We start from the raw sequence: 21,756 nt of genomic DNA, 5'->3' as shown, positions 1-21,756 counted from the left end.
CAGCAGTTGCAAAGGAGACGAAAGATAATGATAAAAGGAATTGGTATTGATATTACAGAGATAGCGCGGGTAAAAAAAGCCGCTGCTGCTCACGCCCAATTTATTCAACATGTCTTAACCCCGGCCGAGCAAGAACAGTATAGTGAACTTAGTAATCAGCGTGCTGCTGAATATTTAGCAGGCCGGTGGTCATTAAAGGAATCTTTTGCAAAAGCATACGGAACAGGGATCGGGTCTAAGCTTGGTTTTCAAGATGTTGAGATTGTCGATAATCAATATGGTGCCCCGATTATTACTAAGTCGCCGTATAATGGTAGTGCTCATGCATCGGTGAGCCATACTGCATCCCTAGTAATGACTGAAGTAATTTTAGAAAGCGAGAATGAAAAATGATTAATGGTCGTTTGCGTGATACATCATTAATAGTTAACTTAGATGCCTTACGTCATAATATTCAAGAACAAAAAAAGGCGTTGCCGGAAAATAGTCGGATCCTAGCGGTCGTCAAGGCAAATGCCTATGGAAATGGTTTAATCCCTGTTGCTAATGCAGCCTTAAATGGCGGGGCCAATGGATTATGCGTAGCAATTCTAGATGAGGCCCTTGAATTGCGTGATAATGGGATCGAAGCGTTGACTCTTGTTTTGGGCATTACCCCAGTAGAATATGCGGTTATTGCTGCAGAAGCAGGAGTTTCGCTAACTGTCGGTTCATTAGATTGGTTGGAACAATACCATCAATTAGCACAGGTAGTTAAGCCCCAGAAGCCATTAAAGGTTCACCTTGGCATTGATTCTGGAATGGGGCGGATCGGCTTTACGGATATTTCAACGTTTAAACAAGCAGTTGCTCTTCTTAATAATCCAGAATTTGAATTTGAAGGGATGTTTACCCATTTTGCAACGGCAGATAGTCCTGACGCGACTTACTTTGACCACCAGGTTCAGTGCTGGCAAAAATTTGTGGCAAGTATTGATCACCTTCCGCCATATGTCCACATGGCTAACTCTGCAACTGGCTTATGGCATCAAGAGACCATTACAGCTAACACGATTAGAATGGGAATCTCAATGTATGGGCAGAATCCATCGGGACATGATTTAAAATTAACATTGGACCTACAACCAGTAAGTTCATTGGTATCTTCAATTGCATTTGTTAAAAAGCTAAAAGCCGGTCGTTCAGTCAGCTATGGGGCAACCTACACGGCAGCTAAGGATGAATGGCTGGCAACGCTGCCGATCGGTTATGCCGATGGCTATCCGCGTTGTATGACCGGATATAAAGTATTAGTTGATGGTCAATTTTGTGAGATTGCTGGTCGAGTATGTATGGATCAAATGATGATTAGACTGCCAAAATACTATCCAGTTGGCACGCCCGTTGTGTTGATGGGAAAGTCTGGGGAAAAAGAAATCACAGCGAATGATTTGGCAGAACAGGCCGGAACAATTAATTACGAAATTTTGACTAACATTAGCAATCGCGTACACCGCGTATATCAACAAAGTAACGATTAAGGAAGCGAAGGTAATGACAAAGCGAAAAGTAAAACGGGGCGACATATATTATGCTGATTTATCCCCGGTAGTTGGTTCGGAACAAGGGGGCGTCCGACCGGTATTAATCCTTCAAAACGATGTTGGCAATCACTATAGTCCAACCGTAATCATCGCGGCAATTACGGCGCAAATGCAAAAGAAAAAGATGCCAACCCATGTTCAACTCAAGGGTAAGTCATTACCATTAACGCATGATTCAGTTATCTTATTAGAACAACTTCGCACGATCGACAAACAACGGTTAAAAGATCGGATTGCTCACTTATCACCAGCAACGATGGAAAAAGTAGACCGCGCATTGACGATTAGTGTGGGGCTAAACGCGGCCTACGATGAAAATAAGTGATTGACAAGGGATAAGAAAACACGTATACTCACTGTTAAATTAACAACGGTTCTTTTAATGTAGCCCAGAGAGACTACAAAAGACGAAATAATAGCATGGATAGTGACCACAATCAATCCATGCGCCTTTTGTAAAGCTCTAGGACCAATTAAAGGGACTAGGGCTTTTTTTATGGTTAAGGAGGATCTTCTCGTGAAGGAGCAAAAGAATACAACAATTTTTAGTATCCCGATGAATAGTAGAAAGACCAATACTTGGGATATGTTCGCTACTTGGGTAGGCGCAAACGCAAATAACGGAACGTGGTTTGTTGGCGGGGTGTTAGCAGCTTGTGGATTTGCGGTAGCAATGAAAGTACTGGTGCTATCCTCTGCTTTATCTTATGTATTCTTAAGTCTAGTCGGATACATCGGTTACAAAACCGGAGTATCGACAATGAGCCTTAGCCGGGCATCTTTTGGGGAACGTGGAAGTTATTTGCCATCACTAGTTAATATTACCCAATTTATTGGTTGGACAGCTGTGAATACATTTATCGCCGCGCAGTCGGTCAGTCTCTTATTTCATGACTTGCTGGGGTGGCCGGTTTGGGGACAACATGGCGGTTATCTTGGCTTGGTAGTGGGAATCATTATTATGAGTATTCTTCATATTATCAGTGTGTCAAGCGGTTCACGCTCGGTGCAAATGATTGAACGACTGGGAATTATTCTGGTGCTGGTGTTTGTTATTTGGGAATCAATCGCGGTGTTTAAGACCGTATCCTTTAGTCAAATTGTCAACTGGCATGTGCCGGCTCGTTCTAGGATGGCAGTTGGGGCTGCAATTGATTACGTAGCTGCCTTTAACCTAGCATGGGTAACGGCGGGGGCTGATTTTACTCGCTTTACTGCTAAGGAAAGGAATGCAACGTTAACCCCATTTTGTGGTGCCTTGCTTGGTGTCATCTGGTTTGCCTTTATTGGACTGATATCAACGATTAGTATTGCTATTTCAAGCGGTGTATATAACGCTAATAACTCTGATCCATCGACGATTGCTAGCAAATTGGGCTTGGGAGTGGTAGCACTATTGGTTATTATTTTGACCTCAATGACAGCCAACGCGGTTAATCTTCTTGCTGCCGGCTCTGCGTTGTCAAATATTTTCACTAAGCTTAAGCTCAAATACTCCTTGTGGATTGTCGTTTTACTTGCCACGATTGTTACTTTTATCCCAATGTTTGTCGGAAGCTTTTTAAGTGCGTTTGAATCTTTTCTTGATTATGTTGGGATGGTGTTGGGACCAACCATCGCGATTATTTGTACAGATTTCTACTTCCGTGCTCATCGGCACTACGACATTGATGAGCTGGGGAAAGTTGGCGGCAAGTATTGGTATCGTGGTGGTGTAAACTGGGTAGCTATTGCGGTCTTTGCCGCTGGCGTGATCTTCTTCCTGTTTGTTCATCAATTGCCATTGCTTGTTAATACAATTGGTGCAACATTTATTGATATGTGTTTGAGTGGTATTCTATATTATGGAATAATGTCACTGGTTGACCGAAAGGAAGAGCAATTATGTTATTAAAAAATGTGCATGTAGATAATCATAAAGAATTAGTTGATGTGCGAATTACGGATGAAAAATTCAGCGAAATCGGTGCGGGGTTAGCTCCTAAGAACGGTGAAAAGGTGATTGATGGTCAGGAGAACCTTCTTTTACCACCGTTTGTTGACTCACATGTCCACTTAGATGCTACATTGACGGCTGGTCAGCCAGAATGGAACGAATCTGGAACACTATTTGATGGAATTCGGATTTGGAGTGAACGTAAACAAGATTTAACTAAAGAAGATGTCAAAAAACGCGCAAAAAAGACGCTCTTAAATATGGTAGGTCATGGCCTCCAGCACGTTCGGAGTCACGTTGACGTTACTGACCCTCATTTAATTGCGGCGCGGGCGTTATTGGAATTACGAGAAGAGTTAAAGGACCAAATTGACCTCCAATTAGTTGCTTTCCCACAAGAAGGTATTCTTAGCTATCCTCATGGCCGTGAATTAATGGAACAGGCAGTTAAAGAAGGATTAGATGTTGTTGGGGGGATTCCTCATTTTGAATTTACGACCGAATACGGCTGGCAATCAGTTCACTTTTTAATGGCACTAGCTGACAAGTACGACCGTTTAGTTGATGTACATTGTGATGAAATTGATGATCCGGCTTCACGCAACCTTGAAGTATTAGCTACTGAAGCATATGAAAGAGGGATGAAAGACCGGGTCACTGCTAGTCACACGACTGCGATGGGTTCATATAATGATGCCTATACTTATAAACTTTTCCGCCTATTAAAGATGAGTGATATTAACTTTGTCTCTAACCCGTTAGTTAATGTTCACCTTGGTGGCCGTTTCGATACTTATCCAAAGCGTCGGGGCGTAACGCGCATTAAGGAGTTGACGGAAGCCGGAATTAACGTTTCCTTTGGTGAAGATGATATTCAAGATCCATGGAACCCACTGGGTAATGGTAATATGCTTGATGCCGTTACCATGGGGGTCTACATTGCTCATTTAATGGGCTACCATCAATTACAAGATGCCTTTAATTATGTTACTTACAATGGTGCCAAGACGCTTCACATTAGTGATAAGTATGGGATTGAAGTTGGCAAACCAGCTAACTGTATCATCTTAAATGCGGCGGACTTCTATAATGCGCTTAATAAACATGTCGAAGTACTTTATAATATTCGTCATGGTAAAGTATTAGCAGAGACGAAGCCAGCAGAAACTAAGATTAACATCAAATGAAATTAAAAAAATCTCATAAAAGTTATTGACAAGCTTAACGTTAGTCTGTATATTATACTCAACAATTAAATTTAGATGAGAAAAACATTGAAGGAAATAATGATTAAGTATTAGCCTCAGAGAGCTAGCGGGTGGTGTAAGCTAGCCAAGATATTTAAGAATTAATCGTTCCCGAGTTACCGGCTGAATTTAAGTAGGCTTAGGTTGGCTGCCATCCATTATCTTGGCCACAAATGATAGTTTGTGAATGAGATAGTTGATCAGAATAGATCAATTAAAGTAGGATGGTACCGTGCGGAAGCGCTCTTACAATTGCAGGATTGCAATGTAGGAGTGCTTTTTTCTTTCTAAATTGTGAATTATAAATTATTGGAGGTAATTATTATGACTGAATTAAACGCAAAACAAGAGGAATTCGCTAAGGCACTTTTTAAGGCTTATGATACTAATACACCGTTAGAAGAAAGTGATTGGAAAGAAGTTGTGACAGACGATGATACAGCATATGCGGTTCAAGATGAAGTGGTTAAGTTAAAGGGGAAGCCAACTGCTGGTTATAAAGTGTCGCTTACAAGTAAAGAAACGCAAGATATGTTTGACGCTGATTCACCATTGTATGGTCAACAAGTTGAAGAATGTTTCCTCAAGTCGCCAGCAGATGTAGATTTAGAAAAACTAAATGAACCATTGCTAGAAGTTGAATTGGCATTCCGTGCTAAAGAAGATTTAAAGCCGACTGATTCGTTAGAAGATTTGTTCCATAAGGTAACTGTTGCTGGAGACTTGGAATTACCAGATGCTCGTTTTGCTAACTGGTTCCCAGAATTAGGCAAGTATAATGTGATGTCCGACTGTGCTGTTGGTGGTCTTGTCGTATATGGAGAAGAACGAGATGCTGATAAGGCATTTGAAAGCGTTGATGATGCTGCTAATGTCCATGCTGTATTGTACAAAGATGGTGAAAAGCTAAAAGAAGGCGTATCATCAGAAGTTTTAGGGAACCCATTTAAGTCTCTACAATGGTTGGTCCAAAAGTTAGCTGATCAAGGAAAGACATTTACTAAGGGACAAATGGTATCATCTGGAACATTTGTATTACCACCAAAGCTCACCGCCGGCAAATGGGAAGTGAAGTTTGATAAAGGTTTTGGTAACGTAGTAGTTAATGCTAAGTAGTTTATTGCTTGCATTGAAAGGGGGGATGGCATGATGAATGAATCAGGTGAGCAATCACCAAGTGAAATTAATATTTTGAGGACTCAAAAAAGCGGCCTGTGGTTATAGTAATCACAGGTCGCTTTAGTAATGTTAGTAGCTTTGATGAAGATCTTCAATTTCCGGGACCTCAAAGCCCTTTTTTTGAAGGCGTTTAACGATTCGTTCCATTGTTTTTTGGGTAATGTTAGCGGGGAGAGTGTAGAGGACTCGTTTCATCGTTTCATCTTTGGGGTCCAGCGAGATAACGTTGACAATTTGGCAAAAGCGGGTGATTTCTTTTGCCGCGGTTACTAAGGCACCGCGTTCATCTGGTGTAATAACCGTTAATACATAACTACCATTATTGACGTTCCAACCGGCAGCTAGCATCCTCAAAAGACTATTGTGCGTTAAAATTCCGTAAAATTGATTATCATTGTCTAAGACTGCAATATATGGTAAATCACGGATTGCAAAGAAGATGGAGAAAAATGCAGCATTGATTGATATAAATTTTGTTGCGTTTTTCAGGAGAGCGGTTACTGGCAGGTTCATATCACCATTACGGGACTTGTGCCGGTAAAGGTGCATCTTATAAATATTTCCTCGAAAAATTTTGCCAGACTTATCTAACACGGGGACACAACGATAACCAGTATCTTCCAAGACAGTAAGTGCCTCGTCAAGGGTAGCTGTTTCTGGAAGTGTAGTTAAAGTTGATTTTGGTTTAATTAATGAATTGAAAATCATATTTAACATCCTTTTTATCGATTAAATGCACTCACTATAATAACACATTTTTATTAAAATATTAGAAAAAGATTAGAGAAAATAAAGATGCCCTTTGCGACAAGAAAATTGACTAAGTTGGACAGAAAAGTTAACAGGCTAGCCTGATCATCGTTTATCCTTAGTCTTTGTAATACTCGAAAGAAAAAGGCTGATAAGAAATTTAGTTTTTTTGCAGTCTCAAATAGCGTGTAGAAAAAAGTAACATAAGGTATAATACTACTAACTTAAAAGATATGCTGGACGGAAAGAAAGTTACCGTGCGGCTTTTTTGCGTGAAAGGATGAAATAACATGAAAATGATTGTTGGCCTAGGAAATATCGGGACACGCTATGATGAAACCCGCCATAATACTGGCTTTATGGTGGTTGACCAGTTAGCCCGCGACTACCATTTAGGAGCGTTTACCCACCTCAAGCAGGAAGCGGTAGCAGTTAGCGGGGTGATTAATGGTGAAAAGGTAATGTTAGTCAAACCAACAACTTTTATGAATGATTCAGGGCGGGCAGTTGGTCCATTAGTTGATTATTATGATGTTGACCTTGATGACCTTGTGATTGTTAATGATGATTTAGATATGCCAGTGGGTAAAGTACGCTTAAAGACTCATGGAGCGTCTGGTGGTCATAATGGCTTAAAAAGCATTATTAATGTACTAGGAACTAAAAATTTTAACCGGGTAAAGGTGGGAATTGACCATCCGCAACATGGAACGGTTGTTAGTCATGTCCTCGGAAAATTTTCTAAGGACGAACGCCCAGCATTTGATCAGGCGGTGCTGCAAGCAGAACACGCACTAGAAGACTGGATTAACGGAGAAGATTTTGCCAAGTTAATGAACGAATATAACTAGTTAAAGAAAGGTGGCGTTTGTGGTGCAGCTAGAAAATTTAATTGAGAAGACGCCATCATTTAAGCAAATCGTGGCGGAACTTCAACCAGCTACGCATCAATTAATAACGGGGATTTCAGGATCAGTTCGTACGGTCTTGCTTAGTGCTATTGCCAATCAGACTAATCAGCCAATATTAGTTGTGACTGATACGATTTCACATATGCAGGAATTGGCGAGCGACCTTGACAATCTTATGCCAGATAATAAAGTTTACCAATTTCCCGTCGAAGAAGTATTAGCGGCAGAAGTTGCTACTAGTTCACCTAATTATCGATTACAACGGGTTTTAGCGTTAAATGCCCTTGTTAATCATGAACAGGCGGTTATTGTCGCTTCAACAGCAGGGTTGCGTCGTAATGTAATCTCCCCAGAATATTTTGCGCAGGCGACATTAAATATTAAAACTGGTGGCGAGGTTGATCAAGAAAAAATTCGTCACCAGTTGAGTGCAATGGGCTACCAGCTTCAAAAAATGGTATTGCGACCAGGAGATTTTGCAATTCGGGGCTCAATTATTGATATTTATGCCCTTAATACTGATAATCCGGTAAGAATTGACTTATTTGATACCGAGGTTGATTCGCTCCGCTATTTTGATGCCAGTACGCAACGAAGTATTGATAACATTGAAGCGGTTAAAATCTTGCCAGCCACTGATTTTATTTTACCAGCGGCAGAATTTCCCCGTGTCCAGCAAGCGCTTAGTGATGAATATGAACAGCTAATCGGGACGTTAGCTGGCGAAGATGCTGACATAAAGCAACAATTAGCTAATCGCTTTGAGCCCTTACTAAATGCCCTTAAAAGCCACCGCTTAACTAATGAGTTATTGGAATTTAGTAATCTTATTTACCCGACTAAACATTCGCTGTTCGATTACTTACCACATAACGGAATAATTTACTTTGATGATCTTACACGCGTTAAGCAGACGGCAAAAAAGATGGTTCAAGAAGATGGTGGCTGGTTTAAAGACAAAGTTGCCCACCATCAAATGACGACTGTTCCTGATCTCGGTAATGATGTTGCAGCGATGATAAAAACAGATAAGCATGCGCAAATTTACGGGGCCTTATTTAAAAAAGGACTGGGAAATATTAAGCTGTCGCAAATTACGGACCTAGGAAGCCGAACGATGCAACGCTTCTTTGGGCAAATGCCACTTCTTAAAGCTGAATTACAGCGATGGATAGAGCAGGGGCAAACAGTAATTTTAATGGCTAATAGTCCTGAACGGCGAAAGCAAATTGCAAGAACATTGGACGACTTTGGGATTACGGCAACCGAAACAGAACTAACAAATATCAAACCCAATATCGTTCAAATTGTTGCTGCTAATTTAAATAATGGGTTTGAAATGCCAATCGCTGGTCTGGTAGTTATTACTGAAGGCGAGATGTTTAAACAAGTAAAAAAGACTCGTCATCGACCGCAGAAGTTAGCGAATGCAGAACGGCTAAAGAGTTATACTGATTTGAAGCCTGGAGATTATGTGGTTCATGTTAATCATGGGATTGGAATTTTTAGCGGCATTAAGACGATGGAAGTTGATGGCGTGCACCAAGATTACATGGTTATCAATTATCGGAATAACGCCCAGATCTATGTTCCGGTTACACAATTAAACCTTGTGCAAAAGTATGTTTCATCCGAGTCTAAAACGCCCCGGATAAATAAGCTGGGGGGAAATGAATGGGCAAAGACGAAGCGACGGGTGTCGTCTAAAATTGAAGATATTGCTGATGAGTTAGTGGATCTTTATGCTAAACGGGAAGCGGAAAAAGGTTATGCCTTTCCTAAAGATGACTATCTTCAAAAGCAGTTTGACGCGAACTTTCCATACAATGAAACACGCGATCAATTGCGTAGTATTACGGAAATTAAGGCGGATATGGAAAAGCCGAAACCAATGGACCGTTTGTTAGTGGGGGATGTTGGTTACGGGAAAACTGAAGTGGCAATGCGGGCAATTTTTAAGGCGGTTACTGGTGGTAAGCAGGTTGCCTTTTTAGTCCCAACTACTGTCCTTGCACAACAACATTTTGATACGCTTCAACGGCGCTTTGAAGGATTCCCTATTAATATTGCATTGATGTCCCGCTTTAAGACCCCTAAGGAATTGCGAGAAACAGAGGCGGGGCTAAAGGATGGAAGTGTCGATGTAGTCGTTGGGACGCATCGTATTTTGTCAAAGGATGTTGAATTTAAGGATTTAGGCTTATTGATTGTTGATGAAGAGCAACGGTTTGGGGTTAAACATAAGGAAAAGCTAAAACAACTTAAGAATAATGTTGATGTGCTAACACTCACTGCTACCCCCATTCCGCGGACACTTCATATGTCGATGCTCGGAGTGCGGGATTTATCAGTACTCGAAACGCCGCCTGCTGGTCGTTACCCAATCCAAACCTATGTAATGGAACAAAATAGTGGGGCGATTCGTGATGGGATTATGCGTGAAATGCAAAGAGGCGGGCAGGTCTATTACTTACACAATCGGGTGCATGATATTGAAGAAACAGTTGCTCATTTGCAAGAGCTGGTTCCTGAAGCACGAATAGGATACATTAATGGGCAAATGAGTGAAAATGAACTTGAAACAGTTCTATATGAATTTATTCAAGGTAATTATGATGTATTAGTAACCACGTCAATTATTGAAACTGGGGTTGATATTCCTAACGCCAATACGCTTTTTGTTGAAAATGCTGATCGCATGGGCTTGGCACAGTTATACCAGATTCGGGGGCGCATTGGGCGGAGCAACCGGGTAGCCTATGCTTATTTCATGTATCAGCCTAATAAAGTTCTGACTGAGTTAGGTGAAAAACGGTTAGCGGCAATCCGGGATTTTACCGAATTAGGATCGGGCTTTAAGATTGCAATGCGGGACCTGGCAATTCGCGGGGCCGGTAATTTATTAGGAAAACAGCAACATGGTTTTATCGATTCGGTGGGATATGATTTATATTCTGCAATGCTAAGTGATGCAGTTGCAAAAAAGCAAGGGAAGAAACAAACTATTCATTCTGATGCAGAAGTTGAACTGGGTGTTGAAGCATACCTTCCTAGTGATTATGTAAGTGATCAGCGCCAAAAAATTGAACTGTATAAGACAATCCGGCAAGCAAAAACTGATGATGAGATTATTGATATTCAGGGAGATTTGATTGACCGCTTTGGCGATTATCCAGCAGCAGTCGGGACCCTTTTACTGGTTAGTCAATTAAAGAACCATGCCGATTTGGCGATGATTGAAGAGATAAAACGACAGCGAGATAATATCAATATTACATTTACAGAACGGGCAAGCCGCTTAATTAAAGCGCCAGCAATTATTAAAGAACTTGCCCAGACGAGGTTTAAAGCAACAATTGGTGAGGATAGCAATAAAGTAACGATTAGACTGGTGATCCAGCCAAAGATGACCACAGATGACTGGCTTCACCAGTTGCTTCAGTTTATCACGGCATTAGGTGAAGTTATTCAAAACGATGAACAAGGAGAAACAAAATGAGATTAGATAAATTTTTAAAAGTTTCACGAATTATTAAACGGCGATCAATTGCTAAGGAGATCGCTGATCAAGGACGGATTTTGATTAATGACCAACCGGCAAAATCGTCAAGTAGGGTAGCGGTTGGTGATGTCCTTACAATCAAATTCGGTAATAAAACAGAGACCGTTAAGATCAATCGGATTGTTGAAACCACTAAAAAAAGTGAAGCCGAGGATATGTACGAGATCTTAGATGAGACCTATGCGCAATCCTTTGACCAGTTATAATGTGTTCTAAGATATAAAAAAGTTGATATTTATATAGACATTCTCTGCGTTAACTTGCTATACTTAAAACGTGATAAGTAAAATTGGAGGGGAATGTCAGATGAAAGCACAATCTGATGGTAAAATTTCACAACTAAATACCCCATATGCCCGTCAAGTTTCTAATGAAAAGGTTAGGAACCGTCAAGTACATCAGCGACGATGTAAGCGAATCGTTGCCGTTTTCTTTGTGGTATTCCTAATTTTTGGAATTCAAATTTTTCAAAGTAAACGGACATTAGCGGATATTAATGGTAATATTCGGCAAGCACAGTCACAATTAACAAAACAAAAACAAAAAAATCAACAATTGCAACGACAAATAAAAATGTTGCATAATCCCGATTATATTCAGCAAGTTATTCGTTCAAAGTATAATTACTCTAAGAAGGGTGAAACAATTTATAACTTGAACTAATGATCATAAAATGAAATATTTAGAGTAGGGTAAAAAAGATTTAAATGTTAAAATTAAGAATATAATTAGACTGAGATGCAGTCTTGATTTTTATTGTATTTCCATGCTTGTGATTAGCAAAGTTATGGTATACTCAAATACAAAATATGAGATGGTTCGAGGAGGATCTATAGGTTTCATGGCAATTGAAGTTGGAGCAAAGGTTTCAGGTAAGGTTTCAGGAATCACTAATTTTGGTGCATTCGTTGATTTAGATGATAATCAGACAGGATTAGTACACATCAGTCAAATTTCCGATAAATACATTAAGGACGTCCATGATGTATTAGCAGTTGGGGATGAAGTTACTGCAAAAGTAACACGGATTGGTGATGATGGTAAGATTGCCCTTTCAATCAAGGCTGCTGCTCCTCATGAACATCAAGATCATCATGAAAATGACCATCATCGTGGTTTCCATCACGAGCGGAATAATAATTTTCATGGTCACCACGATAATCTCCGTGGCGGCTTTGGTGGTGGACGGCATCATAATAGCCATCACCACGAAGACTTTAACGACATGTTAGCAGGATACTTAAAAGAGAGTGAATCACGGTTATCTACCTTAAAACGACAGACTGACGGTAAGCGTGGTGGCCGTGGCGGTCGTCGGAGCTAACATGTTAGAATTACAACAAGAATTTGAGCGGCACCTGCAAAGGAGTCGCTTTTTTACTGCAAAGGATAAAGTAGTAGTAGCTGTTTCAACAGGTGTCGATTCCATGGTTCTCCTTGACTTGTTACAACATTTGCCTGCTAACTTGCGACCGCACGTTATTGTTGCGCATATGAACCATGAATTGCGGTCACAAAGCTGGGAGGAAGAAAAATTTATCCAACAGTATTGTTGCCGTCACCAATTAGATTTAGCGGTTGCGCACTGGCCTTTGCAGCAGCATCCGCCAAAGGGAATTGAAAATGCAGCTCGCCAGGCAAGGTATCAATTTTTTAAACAAACAATGAAGAAGAACGCCGCTTCTGTTTTAATAACAGCTCACCATCAAAATGACTTAGCTGAGACAATGCTAATGAAATTGGTTCGTGGGGGGCAGCTTAGGCAGCTAGTCGGGATTGAAGATCAGCGAAGTTTTGCTGATGGACTATTGGTACGGCCGTTGCTTCCTTTTAGCAAAGATACATTGCGGCAATATGCTAGTAAGCATCAATTAAAGTGGTACGAAGATAAGACAAACCATGATTTGAGCATTCAACGAAATCGTTTTCGTCATGAGATTATTCCGTTATTAGAAAAAGAAAATCCACAGTTGTTATCTCACTTAGCACATTATCATCAGCAATTATCAGCGTTAATGACCTGGCAGCAGCAAGAAAGTGCTGAGCAATTATCACAATTAACTGATAACAATGGAAACTTATTGCTCGACAAGCTATTGGCAAAACATGATGATGTTCAAATAATACTTTTACAACGATGGTTAAATGAACAACAAGTATATGATATAAAAAACAATCAGCTTGATGAGCTTTTAAAGCTAATTCAAAATCAAAACAAGCCCCAGCAAAAGGTTGAATTACCACACCATTTCCTCTTTGAAAAAAAGTATTCAATCGGTTTAATAAAAAAAGCGAAGAATCATTTTGAGAACCTACAAAAGCCCCAAGCGCATGTGATAGAATTGGAACAATGGTACCAAGTGGATAAGCAAACTACTATTGCTATTTCATTTAATCGGATGTTTTTTGGTGGTGGGACTGCAGTAATGCCAATGTGGATCTCACCAGCGCAATTTCCATTACAATTACGGAGATGGCAAAAAGAAGATAAATTACGATTAAAGGGTGGACATCATCAGCGAGTTAAGCGCATTTTAATTAATCAGAAGGTTTCGCAAGAACAACGGCAGCAACAATTAGTTCTCGTTGATGCGCATGATGATGTAATTTGGTTAGTTAACCACAAATGGAGCTGGCTGGACCGCCCTGATGATTATCAGGAAAAATGGCAATTGTGTTTTATTGGTATAAAAGATAAGGAGAAAAATAAATGAATAACGATATTGAGCGCGTTCTATATAGTGAAGAAATGCTTGGCAAACGGATGGATGAATTGGCAAAGGACTTAACAGAAGATTATAAGGATAAACGTCCAATTATTATTTCTGTCCTAAGCGGCGCCGTTTTATTTACCGTTGACATGATCGAACGACTGGATATTATGGCTCAAATAGATTTTATCGATGTTTCAAGCTATTTTGGCGGTTTGGGTTCAACAGGAAAAGTAAAACTTATTCATGACTTAAAAACAGACGTAAAAGATCGCCATGTTTTAATCATGGAAGATATTGTTGATACTGGTCATACCTTAAAATATTTAATGGACCTACTAGCTGACCGTGGTGCTAAGAGCATTAAAGTATGTTCCTTATTAAATAAGCCAGAGGGTCGCGAAGTGGATGTTGATCCAGATTACGTCGGCTTTACCGTTCCCAAAGAATTCCTTGTCGGTTATGGGTTAGATTACAAGGGCTTTTACCGTAATTTACCATATGTTGGAATTTTGAAGCCATCTGTGTACCAAAATGATTAAAAATGTTGGATAATTAAATAGACGGGTAATTTTCAACCATAATTTAAAGATATTCTTAATTAAGGTTGGGTTTTATAGATCCGTAAATCTATAGTAGGTATTATTATTAATATTGATAATAAAACTGTTAATTCTTATGGGAAATTAATGGTCAATATTTGTCAAATATGCTATGATAGTGACTACAATTATAAAAATATCGTTGCTGGTAGATAGGAGGTTGTTATGAACAACAATCGTAAAAAGAACAATTTTACTCATAACGTTCTCTTCTACGCCGTGATGTTCTTGTGTATTATGGGAATTGCTTACTTCTTCTTCGGTGGCAATGCATCGAATGGTCAAAGTAAGACAGTTTCACAAAGCGAGTTTATCTCCGAACTGAAGAGTAATAAAGTTAAGAGTGTTCAGCTTCAGCCTAATGGTGGTGTTTACAAAGTTACTGGTAGTTATCGTAAACCCCAGTCAAATAATAACAGTAATGCTACCACAAATAGCGGCTTTACACTTGCTACGCAACGAAACAGTAAGGTTACCCAATTCCAGAGTTCGGTTCTGGAAAGTGATGTAACTATTAGTCAGCTTCAAAAATATGCTAATAAGCATAATGTGAAAATCAGTACACGAGCTGAAGAATCTAATAGTGTTTGGATGAACTTATTGTTGACCGTGTTACCGCTTGTCATCATGATTTTCTTCTTCTATATGATGATGGGTCAAGCAGGCCAGGGCGGTGGCGGCCGTGGAGTTATGAGCTTTGGGAAGACAAAGGCTAAGCCAGCCGATGCCAAGAAAAATAAAGTTCGTTTCTCGGATGTTGCTGGTGAAGAAGAAGAAAAGCAAGAGTTAGTTGAAGTTGTTGAATTTTTAAAGAATCCAAAGAAATTCACCAAGCTTGGTGCGCGGATTCCATCTGGGGTTTTACTAGAGGGGCCTCCAGGAACTGGTAAGACTTTGCTTGCCAAGGCCGTTGCTGGTGAGTCAGGTGTGCCATTCTTCTCAATTTCTGGTTCAGATTTCGTTGAGATGTTTGTCGGTGTTGGTGCTAGCCGTGTTCGTGACTTGTTTGAACAAGCTAAAAAGGCTGCTCCAGCAATTATCTTCATTGATGAAATCGATGCCGTTGGTCGACGCCGTGGAAACGGTATGGGTGGCGGCCATGATGAACGTGAACAAACATTAAACCAATTGCTTGTTGAAATGGATGGTTTCCAAGGTGACGAGGGAATTATCGTTATGGCTGCTACCAACCGATCGGACGTTTTAGATCCAGCTCTTCTTCGGCCAGGTCGTTTTGATCGAAAGATTTTGGTTGGTCGTCCGGATGTCAAAGGTCGTGAAGCTATTTTACGGGTTCACGCTAAGAATAAGCCAATGGCAAGCGATGTTGACTTAAAAGAAATTGCTAAGCAGACACCAGGCTTTGTTGGTGCAGACCTAGCTAACCTCCTAAACGAAGCGGCATTATTAGCTGCTCGTCGTAACAAAACAGAAATTGATGCGGCTGACTTAGATGAAGCAGAAGACCGGGTAATTGCTGGACCAGCTAAGCATAACCGGGTTCAGTCTGAACAAGAACGGAAGACTGTTGCTTTCCACGAAGCAGGTCACACAATTGTTGGTTTAGTATTAAATGATGCACGAGTTGTTCATAAGGTTACCATCGTTCCTCGTGGTCGTGCAGGTGGTTATGCTATCATGCTGCCACGAGAAGACCAGATGTTAATGTCAAAGAAGAATGCTATGGAACAGATTGCCGGGTTAATGGGTGGTCGTGCGGCTGAAGAGATTATCTTTAAGTCACAATCCTCTGGTGCTTCTAATGACTTTGAACAAGCGACCCAAATTGCTCGTTCGATGGTTACCCAATACGGAATGAGTGACAAGATTGGTCCAGTAGAACTGCAAAGTTCTGGTCAGGTCTTTACAGGTCAAGGCTACGATCAATCTCCTTACTCAGAAAAGACGGCTGCTTTGGTAGATGAAGAGGTTCGTCGGATCTTAATGGAAGGACATGAAACGGCCTTACATATCATTGAGACCCATCGTGAACAACACCGGTTAATTGCTGAAGCATTGCTTAAGTACGAAACGCTTGATGAAAAGCAAATCCTTAGTCTTTATAAGACGGGGAAGATTCCAGATAAAGATGTGGCTGCGGAAGATAAAGAAGCACGCGCCCAAACTTTTGAAGAATCCAAGCGTGAACTTGAACGACTAGAGAATGAACGTCATAATGAAGCACAGAGTGATCAAAATGATAACGATAACTCTACGCCTGATGATGTTGATAATAAATCACAGTCGAGTGATGATTCAGATAATACTGATAATAAGTAAACTTGTTGAAAAGACGGAAGAAACAAAACCTGATGGGCGGGTGGCGGGTCTTCCGTTTTTCTTTAAATAATTTTAAGGAGGAATTTAAAATGAAAACAACTGATTATTTAGTAAAAAGCATGACAAAAGATGGTAAGTTCCGGGCTTATGCAGTTAATGCCACCCAGGTTGTAGAAAAAGCACACCAAATTCATGATACATGGAGTGCTTCGTCTGCTGCCCTCGGTCGTACGCTAATTGGAACCTTACTATTAGCTACTTCCAGTCTTCAAGGTGAAGCAGGAATGACAGTTAAGATTCAAGGGAATGGACCAGTTGGCTTTATTGTGGCCGATGGAACAGCGCAAGGAACAGTAAAAGGGTATATGGGAAATCCACATGTTTCATTACCTGCTAATGATAAGGGAAAGATTGATGTTGCACAGGCGATTGGCGATAAAGGAACCCTTTCTGTTACCAAAATGGCACCAGGGGATAAAACACCCTATACTGGTGAAGTCAATTTAGTGTCTGGAGAATTAGGGGATGACTTTACTTATTACTTAGCTCAATCAGAGCAAATTCCATCAGCCGTTGGGTTATCCGTATTTGTTAATCCTGATGAGAGTATTGATGTTGCTGGTGGCTTTATGATTCAAGTAATGCCAGGAGCAAGCGATGAAGAGATTAGTAAATTAGAAAAGACATTAAAAGAACTACCATTGGTTTCACAATTGCTTCGTGATGGCGACACCCCTGAAGATATTTTAAAGAAAATTTTTGGCGATGATTTGAAGATTCTTGAAACGATGCCAGTTCGGTATGAGTGTGATTGTTCTAAGGAACGATTTGCTCATGCTTTAGAAAGTATTTCTAAAGATGACATGAAGAAGTTAATTGATGAAGATCATCATGCAGAAACCGTTTGTCAATTTTGTGGGAAGAAATATGAATTTAATGAGGATGAGTTAAAGGCTATTTATGCCAAAATGACTGCTAAAAATAATCAAGAAGAGCAGAATAAAAATTAATTTTTGGTGCTTCACGGTTTGATATGCTATGATAGTTGAGTTATCGGACAATTTTTAAATAATGAAACTGGAAGGCCAGCGCAGTTTCTTATACAGTAATGAGGTGAAAAAATGAAGTGGAAGATCGGTAACGTTGAAATTCCAAATCAAGTTGTCGTTGCTCCAATGGCTGGAGTAACAAATTCGGCTTTTCGGGTTATCTGTAAAAGATTTGGTGCTGGTTATGTTGTCTGTGAAATGATCTCAGACCGGGGCATCATGTACCATAATCAGCGCACGTTAAATATGATGGATGTTGACCCAACTGAACATCCAATGGGGATTCAAATTTTTGGTGGGACCAAAGAGACTTTAGTTGAAGCAGCGAAGTATGTTGACCAACATACTGCGGCGGATGTTATTGATATTAATATGGGATGCCCAGTTAATAAGGTAGTCAAGACTGATGCTGGAGCCCGCTGGTTGTTAGATCCAAATAAAGTATATGAAATGGTATCTTATGTTACTGACGCAGTAAAGAAGCCGGTAACCGTTAAGATGCGGACTGGTTGGGATGACAAACATATTTTAGCAGTGGAAAATGCGCTTGCTGCTGAACGTGCCGGTGCTAGTGCTATTGCAATGCATGGCCGAACGCGAAAACAGATGTATACGGGACATGCTGATTGGAATATACTAAAAGAAGTAGCGAGTCAATTGAAAATCCCATTTATGGCTAATGGTGATGTTCGGACGCCAGAGGATGCAAAGAAGATTCTTGATATGACAGGAGCAACAGCGGCGATGATTGGTCGTGCTGCCATGGGTAATCCTTGGATGTTAAAACGAACCGAACATTATTTAGAAACTGGTGAGCTGCTTCCCGAGGCTACTCCCGAGCAAAAGATTAAAATGGCTAAAGACCACCTTAATCGATTGGTGGATTTAAAAGGTGAGTATGTCGGGGTGCGCGAATTCCGTGGATTGTCAACTTATTACATTAAGGGAATTCCACGAGCTGCACGGACCAAAGTAGCATTGGTAGAAGCAGAGACACTGGCTGAAATGAATGAGATTTTTGACCGTTTTGCTGAACAAACTGCCCAGCGTGAAGCAGAAAAAGCAGCGCGGAAGCAAGCTTAAATTACGAGGAGGAGAAGATAGTGTCACAAGAGTTAGATCAGATGCGTGTTCGACGTGAAAAAATGGAAGAATTGAAGCAGGCTGGGATTGAACCATTCGGCCGTCGCTTTAAGCGGGATCACCTTGCACAAGATTTACACGATAAATTCGATCAATACGATAAAGAAGAATTAAACGAGATGGGCGCTAAGGTTATTATTGCGGGACGGATGACAAGAAAGCGGAGCAGCGGGAAAGCAGGCTTTGCTGATTTTGTTGACCGTACCGGTAAGATTCAGGTATACGCTCGTAAAGATATGGTTGGCGACGAACCATACCATATTTTCAAGCGGTCTGATATTGGTGACTTCCTAGGGATTGAAGGGGATGTTATTAAGACCGATACTGGTGAATTGACTGTGCGGGCGCATAAAATTACCTTCTTGTCTAAGGCTTTACGTCCACTTCCCAATAAGTGGGATGGTGTTACTGATCCAGAAACTATTTATCGTCAGCGTTACCTCGACTTGATTTCGAATCCAGAAAGTTTTAAACGATTCCACCAGCGGACGGCAATTATTAAGGCGGTTCGTAAATACATGGATGATCATGACTTTACCGAAGTTGAAACCCCGATTTTGAACACCCAAGCTGGTGGGGCTAATGCACGTCCATTTATCACGCACCATAATGCTCTTGATATTGATATGTACCTGCGAATCGCAACAGAATTATATTTGAAGCGATTGATTGTCGGTGGCTTTGAACGGGTATATGAACTTGGCCGGATTTTCCGTAATGAAGGGATGGACCCTCACCATAATCCTGAATTTACGACGATGGAAACTTACGCTGCCTACTTTGATTTCCAAGATGTAATGGATGAAACAGAAGGGATTGTTAAGGCAGCAGCAAAGGTTGTTTCTGATGATGGTAAGATCACGTATCAAGGACATGAGATTGACCTTGGTGGTGAATTTAAGCGGATTACCATGGTTGATGCAGTTAAAGAAAAGACTGGCGTTGACTTTAGCAAGGAAATGACTGATGACGAAGCAAAGAAGCTTGCGGATGAACACCATGTTCAATACGAACCCTACTGGACAAAGGGACATATTTTAAATGCATTCTTTGAAGAGTTTGTTGAGGATACTTTGATTCAGCCAACATTCGTTTATGAATTTCCAGTTGAAGTTTCACCGTTAGCAAAGCGGAATGCTGATAATCCAGCAATGACAGATCGGTTTGAATTATATGTCGATGGTAGTGAACTCGCTAATGCCTTTAGTGAATTGAATGACCCAATTGACCAAAAAGAACGATTTGAAATGCAAGCTAAAGAAAAGGCTAATGGTAATGATGAAGCTGAACCCGTTGATTTAGACTATGTTCAAGCACTTGAATATGGGATGCCGCCAACAGGTGGATTGGGAATTGGTATTGACCGTCTTGTAATGTTATTAACTGATGCAAAGTCAATCCGGGATGTTATCCTCTTCCCAACAATGCGTCCCGAAAAGGAAGAAGAAAACGGTAAGAAGGGTAAAAAGAAGAAAAAGTAAGCCTGTAAAAGGACTTGATGGTAGGCTTTACGGATTTTTAAGCTTAGGATTCTTTAGCCCTAAAAGAATTTCCAGTCAGTGGTGTGTACACCATAAATATATTATTGTTTGAAAATAAACTGATAAAAAGTCAGTCCAAGAAAAAGAACTCGTGCACCTTTGAAAGGTTACGGGTTCTTTTTTATGAGTAAAAAATATTGCAAGTAAAAGCTAACTCTACCGAAAAAATGTTAATAAGCATATGGCTAATGTGATAGAATGGGTATCAATTTACAACACAAAGGTGGGGATATTGATGGATCAATTAGCAATGTTAAAGGAAGATTGCATCGTGAAGCAGAAGCGAGGAATACATATAATCCTTGCTTCCATTGTGGTATGGAGTGGTATTTTAGTAGTACAATTACTCGCTATTCCAATCCTGACGAAGAATTTATTAGTATTTATATGTACTGCTGCTCTTTTGCCAATTTCCTTTGTTGTCTCCCGATTCATTAATGTTGATTTTCAGAACAAGGCGAACCCGTTAACAAAATTAGGAATGCTATTTTCGACAAACCAACTTTTATATCTCTTGATTGCAATGTGGATTTATCCAACTATTCCTAATAAAATGCTAATGGTTTTGGCAATCATTTTTGGTGCTCATTTACTGCCTTATAGTTGGTTGTATAATTCTAGGGTTTATTTAGTCTCGTCAATAATAATTTCAATATTGGCTTTATTTGTGGGACTAAATTTTACCCCATTCATTTTAGCGTTAGTTATGGTTGGGGCGGTAGTTGTGTTTTGCATTGCCTTGATATTTGAACATTTAAGAAGGATTAAATAAAGTGGTTGGCTAAACCAAAACGATACTTAGCATGTCACGGGTTAATTATCGTTCATCCTTGGACTTGAGCCTTGTGGTTACTTGCCATGTTATTTTGCTATTGTTCGTAAAAATAGTTGCGGATGAGAGAAAATAAATTTTTTCAGTCTTTTGATTTTGTTCTTAAATAAAGGCTGCATTTTACTTTTAAGCCATATTTGTTCTGAAATTTACAGTAAAAGGCAAATTATTTCTTTCCTTATAATTGAAATAGTTCGCTAACGTAAAATTGCTGAAAAAAGTTATTAGAAAAGTGTTGACGAGAAGGTGAAAGCACGGTATAGTAATTATCGTTGTCAAAACAGTTAAGTGCTGTTACGATGGATTAACAAAAAAGTTAAAAATAATTGTTGACATCAGATTGATGACATGATATATTAATAAAGTTGCTGATTGAGTTATCGATCAAGAAGAAATTCTAAAATAATTAGAATTTCTTCTTGACAAGTTG

General features: G+C 40.0%; 19 protein-coding genes. 18 read left to right on the top strand and 1 reads right to left on the bottom strand.

Annotation, left to right across the window (positions count from 1 at the left end):
- The first annotated feature begins 27 nt into the window (after positions 1-27).
- From acpS to DTK66_RS00450, 6 genes are all read left to right on the top strand, one after another.
- Positions 28-393, top strand: a complete 366-nt coding sequence (gene acpS / locus DTK66_RS00475; RefSeq protein ID WP_153929766.1) for a holo-ACP synthase — start codon at positions 28-30, stop codon at positions 391-393.
- On the top strand, positions 390-1,520 hold the full coding sequence (alr, locus tag DTK66_RS00470) for an alanine racemase (protein ID WP_191667423.1): 1,131 nt from the start codon (positions 390-392) through the stop codon (positions 1,518-1,520). Before acpS ends, alr begins: the two co-directional genes overlap by 4 nt.
- Before the next feature lie 13 nt (positions 1,521-1,533).
- Positions 1,534-1,908 (top strand): type II toxin-antitoxin system PemK/MazF family toxin, encoded by a 375-nt coding sequence (locus DTK66_RS00465; protein ID WP_153929768.1) that lies wholly within the window; start codon positions 1,534-1,536, stop codon positions 1,906-1,908.
- Between the two features lie 192 nt (positions 1,909-2,100).
- On the top strand, positions 2,101-3,477 hold the full coding sequence (locus DTK66_RS00460) for a cytosine permease (RefSeq protein WP_191667422.1): 1,377 nt from the start codon (positions 2,101-2,103) through the stop codon (positions 3,475-3,477).
- Positions 3,468-4,706 carry a cytosine deaminase gene (gene codA, locus DTK66_RS00455; protein WP_191667421.1) on the top strand — a complete coding sequence of 413 codons (1,239 nt, stop codon included), beginning with the start codon at positions 3,468-3,470 and terminating at the stop codon, positions 4,704-4,706. Before DTK66_RS00460 ends, codA begins: the two co-directional genes overlap by 10 nt.
- 384 nt (positions 4,707-5,090) lie before the next feature.
- Positions 5,091-5,882 carry a 2-keto-4-pentenoate hydratase gene (locus DTK66_RS00450; protein ID WP_191667420.1) on the top strand — a complete coding sequence of 264 codons (792 nt, stop codon included), beginning with the start codon at positions 5,091-5,093 and terminating at the stop codon, positions 5,880-5,882.
- A gap of 132 nt (positions 5,883-6,014) precedes the next feature.
- On the opposite strand, the gene cbpA is transcribed toward DTK66_RS00450, so the two are convergent.
- Positions 6,015-6,653: a cyclic di-AMP binding protein CbpA gene (cbpA, locus tag DTK66_RS00445; protein ID WP_191667419.1), complete on the bottom strand. Its 639-nt coding sequence runs from the start codon at positions 6,651-6,653 to the stop codon at positions 6,015-6,017.
- 332 nt (positions 6,654-6,985) lie between these two features.
- Here cbpA and pth point away from each other — a divergent pair, with 332 nt between their 5' ends.
- The 12 genes from pth (at position 6,986) to DTK66_RS00385 (ending at position 21,266) form a co-directional block, all read left to right on the top strand.
- Entirely contained in the window at positions 6,986-7,546 is a 561-nt protein-coding gene (gene pth, locus DTK66_RS00440; RefSeq protein WP_153929772.1) for an aminoacyl-tRNA hydrolase, read from the top strand.
- A gap of 19 nt (positions 7,547-7,565) precedes the next feature.
- Positions 7,566-11,105 carry a transcription-repair coupling factor gene (gene mfd / locus DTK66_RS00435; protein WP_191667418.1) on the top strand — a complete coding sequence of 1,180 codons (3,540 nt, stop codon included), beginning with the start codon at positions 7,566-7,568 and terminating at the stop codon, positions 11,103-11,105.
- The gene (locus DTK66_RS00430; protein WP_153929773.1) at positions 11,102-11,374 is read left to right on the top strand and encodes an RNA-binding S4 domain-containing protein; all 273 of its coding nucleotides are present in this window, start codon (positions 11,102-11,104) and stop codon (positions 11,372-11,374) included. Before mfd ends, DTK66_RS00430 begins: the two co-directional genes overlap by 4 nt.
- Before the next feature lie 100 nt (positions 11,375-11,474).
- Positions 11,475-11,831: an FtsB family cell division protein gene (locus DTK66_RS00425; RefSeq protein WP_153929774.1), complete on the top strand. Its 357-nt coding sequence runs from the start codon at positions 11,475-11,477 to the stop codon at positions 11,829-11,831.
- Positions 11,832-12,009: 178 nt separating this feature from the next.
- On the top strand, positions 12,010-12,492 hold the full coding sequence (locus DTK66_RS00420; RefSeq protein ID WP_153929775.1) for a S1 domain-containing RNA-binding protein: 483 nt from the start codon (positions 12,010-12,012) through the stop codon (positions 12,490-12,492).
- Position 12,493: 1 nt separating this feature from the next.
- Positions 12,494-13,882, top strand: a complete 1,389-nt coding sequence (tilS, locus tag DTK66_RS00415; RefSeq protein WP_191667417.1) for a tRNA lysidine(34) synthetase TilS — start codon at positions 12,494-12,496, stop codon at positions 13,880-13,882.
- Positions 13,879-14,421: a hypoxanthine phosphoribosyltransferase gene (gene hpt / locus DTK66_RS00410; protein ID WP_153929777.1), complete on the top strand. Its 543-nt coding sequence runs from the start codon at positions 13,879-13,881 to the stop codon at positions 14,419-14,421. Before tilS ends, hpt begins: the two co-directional genes overlap by 4 nt.
- 225 nt (positions 14,422-14,646) lie before the next feature.
- The gene (ftsH, locus tag DTK66_RS00405) at positions 14,647-16,761 is read left to right on the top strand and encodes an ATP-dependent zinc metalloprotease FtsH (protein ID WP_153929778.1); all 2,115 of its coding nucleotides are present in this window, start codon (positions 14,647-14,649) and stop codon (positions 16,759-16,761) included.
- Positions 16,762-16,850: 89 nt separating this feature from the next.
- Positions 16,851-17,771: an Hsp33 family molecular chaperone HslO gene (gene hslO / locus DTK66_RS00400; protein WP_191667416.1), complete on the top strand. Its 921-nt coding sequence runs from the start codon at positions 16,851-16,853 to the stop codon at positions 17,769-17,771.
- Between the two features lie 111 nt (positions 17,772-17,882).
- On the top strand, positions 17,883-18,893 hold the full coding sequence (dusB, locus tag DTK66_RS00395) for a tRNA dihydrouridine synthase DusB (protein ID WP_153929780.1): 1,011 nt from the start codon (positions 17,883-17,885) through the stop codon (positions 18,891-18,893).
- A gap of 20 nt (positions 18,894-18,913) precedes the next feature.
- A complete protein-coding gene (gene lysS, locus DTK66_RS00390) occupies positions 18,914-20,434 on the top strand; it encodes a lysine--tRNA ligase (protein WP_191667415.1) in 1,521 nt (506 codons plus the stop codon).
- Positions 20,435-20,729: 295 nt separating this feature from the next.
- Complete coding sequence (locus DTK66_RS00385; protein ID WP_191667414.1) at positions 20,730-21,266, top strand: DUF7010 family protein; 537 nt, start codon at positions 20,730-20,732, stop codon at positions 21,264-21,266.
- The last annotated feature ends 490 nt before the right edge of the window (positions 21,267-21,756 follow it).

This window comes from Limosilactobacillus walteri, from assembly GCF_014830205.1.
Classification (GTDB): Bacteria; Bacillota; Bacilli; order Lactobacillales; family Lactobacillaceae; genus Limosilactobacillus; species Limosilactobacillus walteri.
This window is presented reverse-complemented; position numbering and strand designations above follow the sequence as displayed.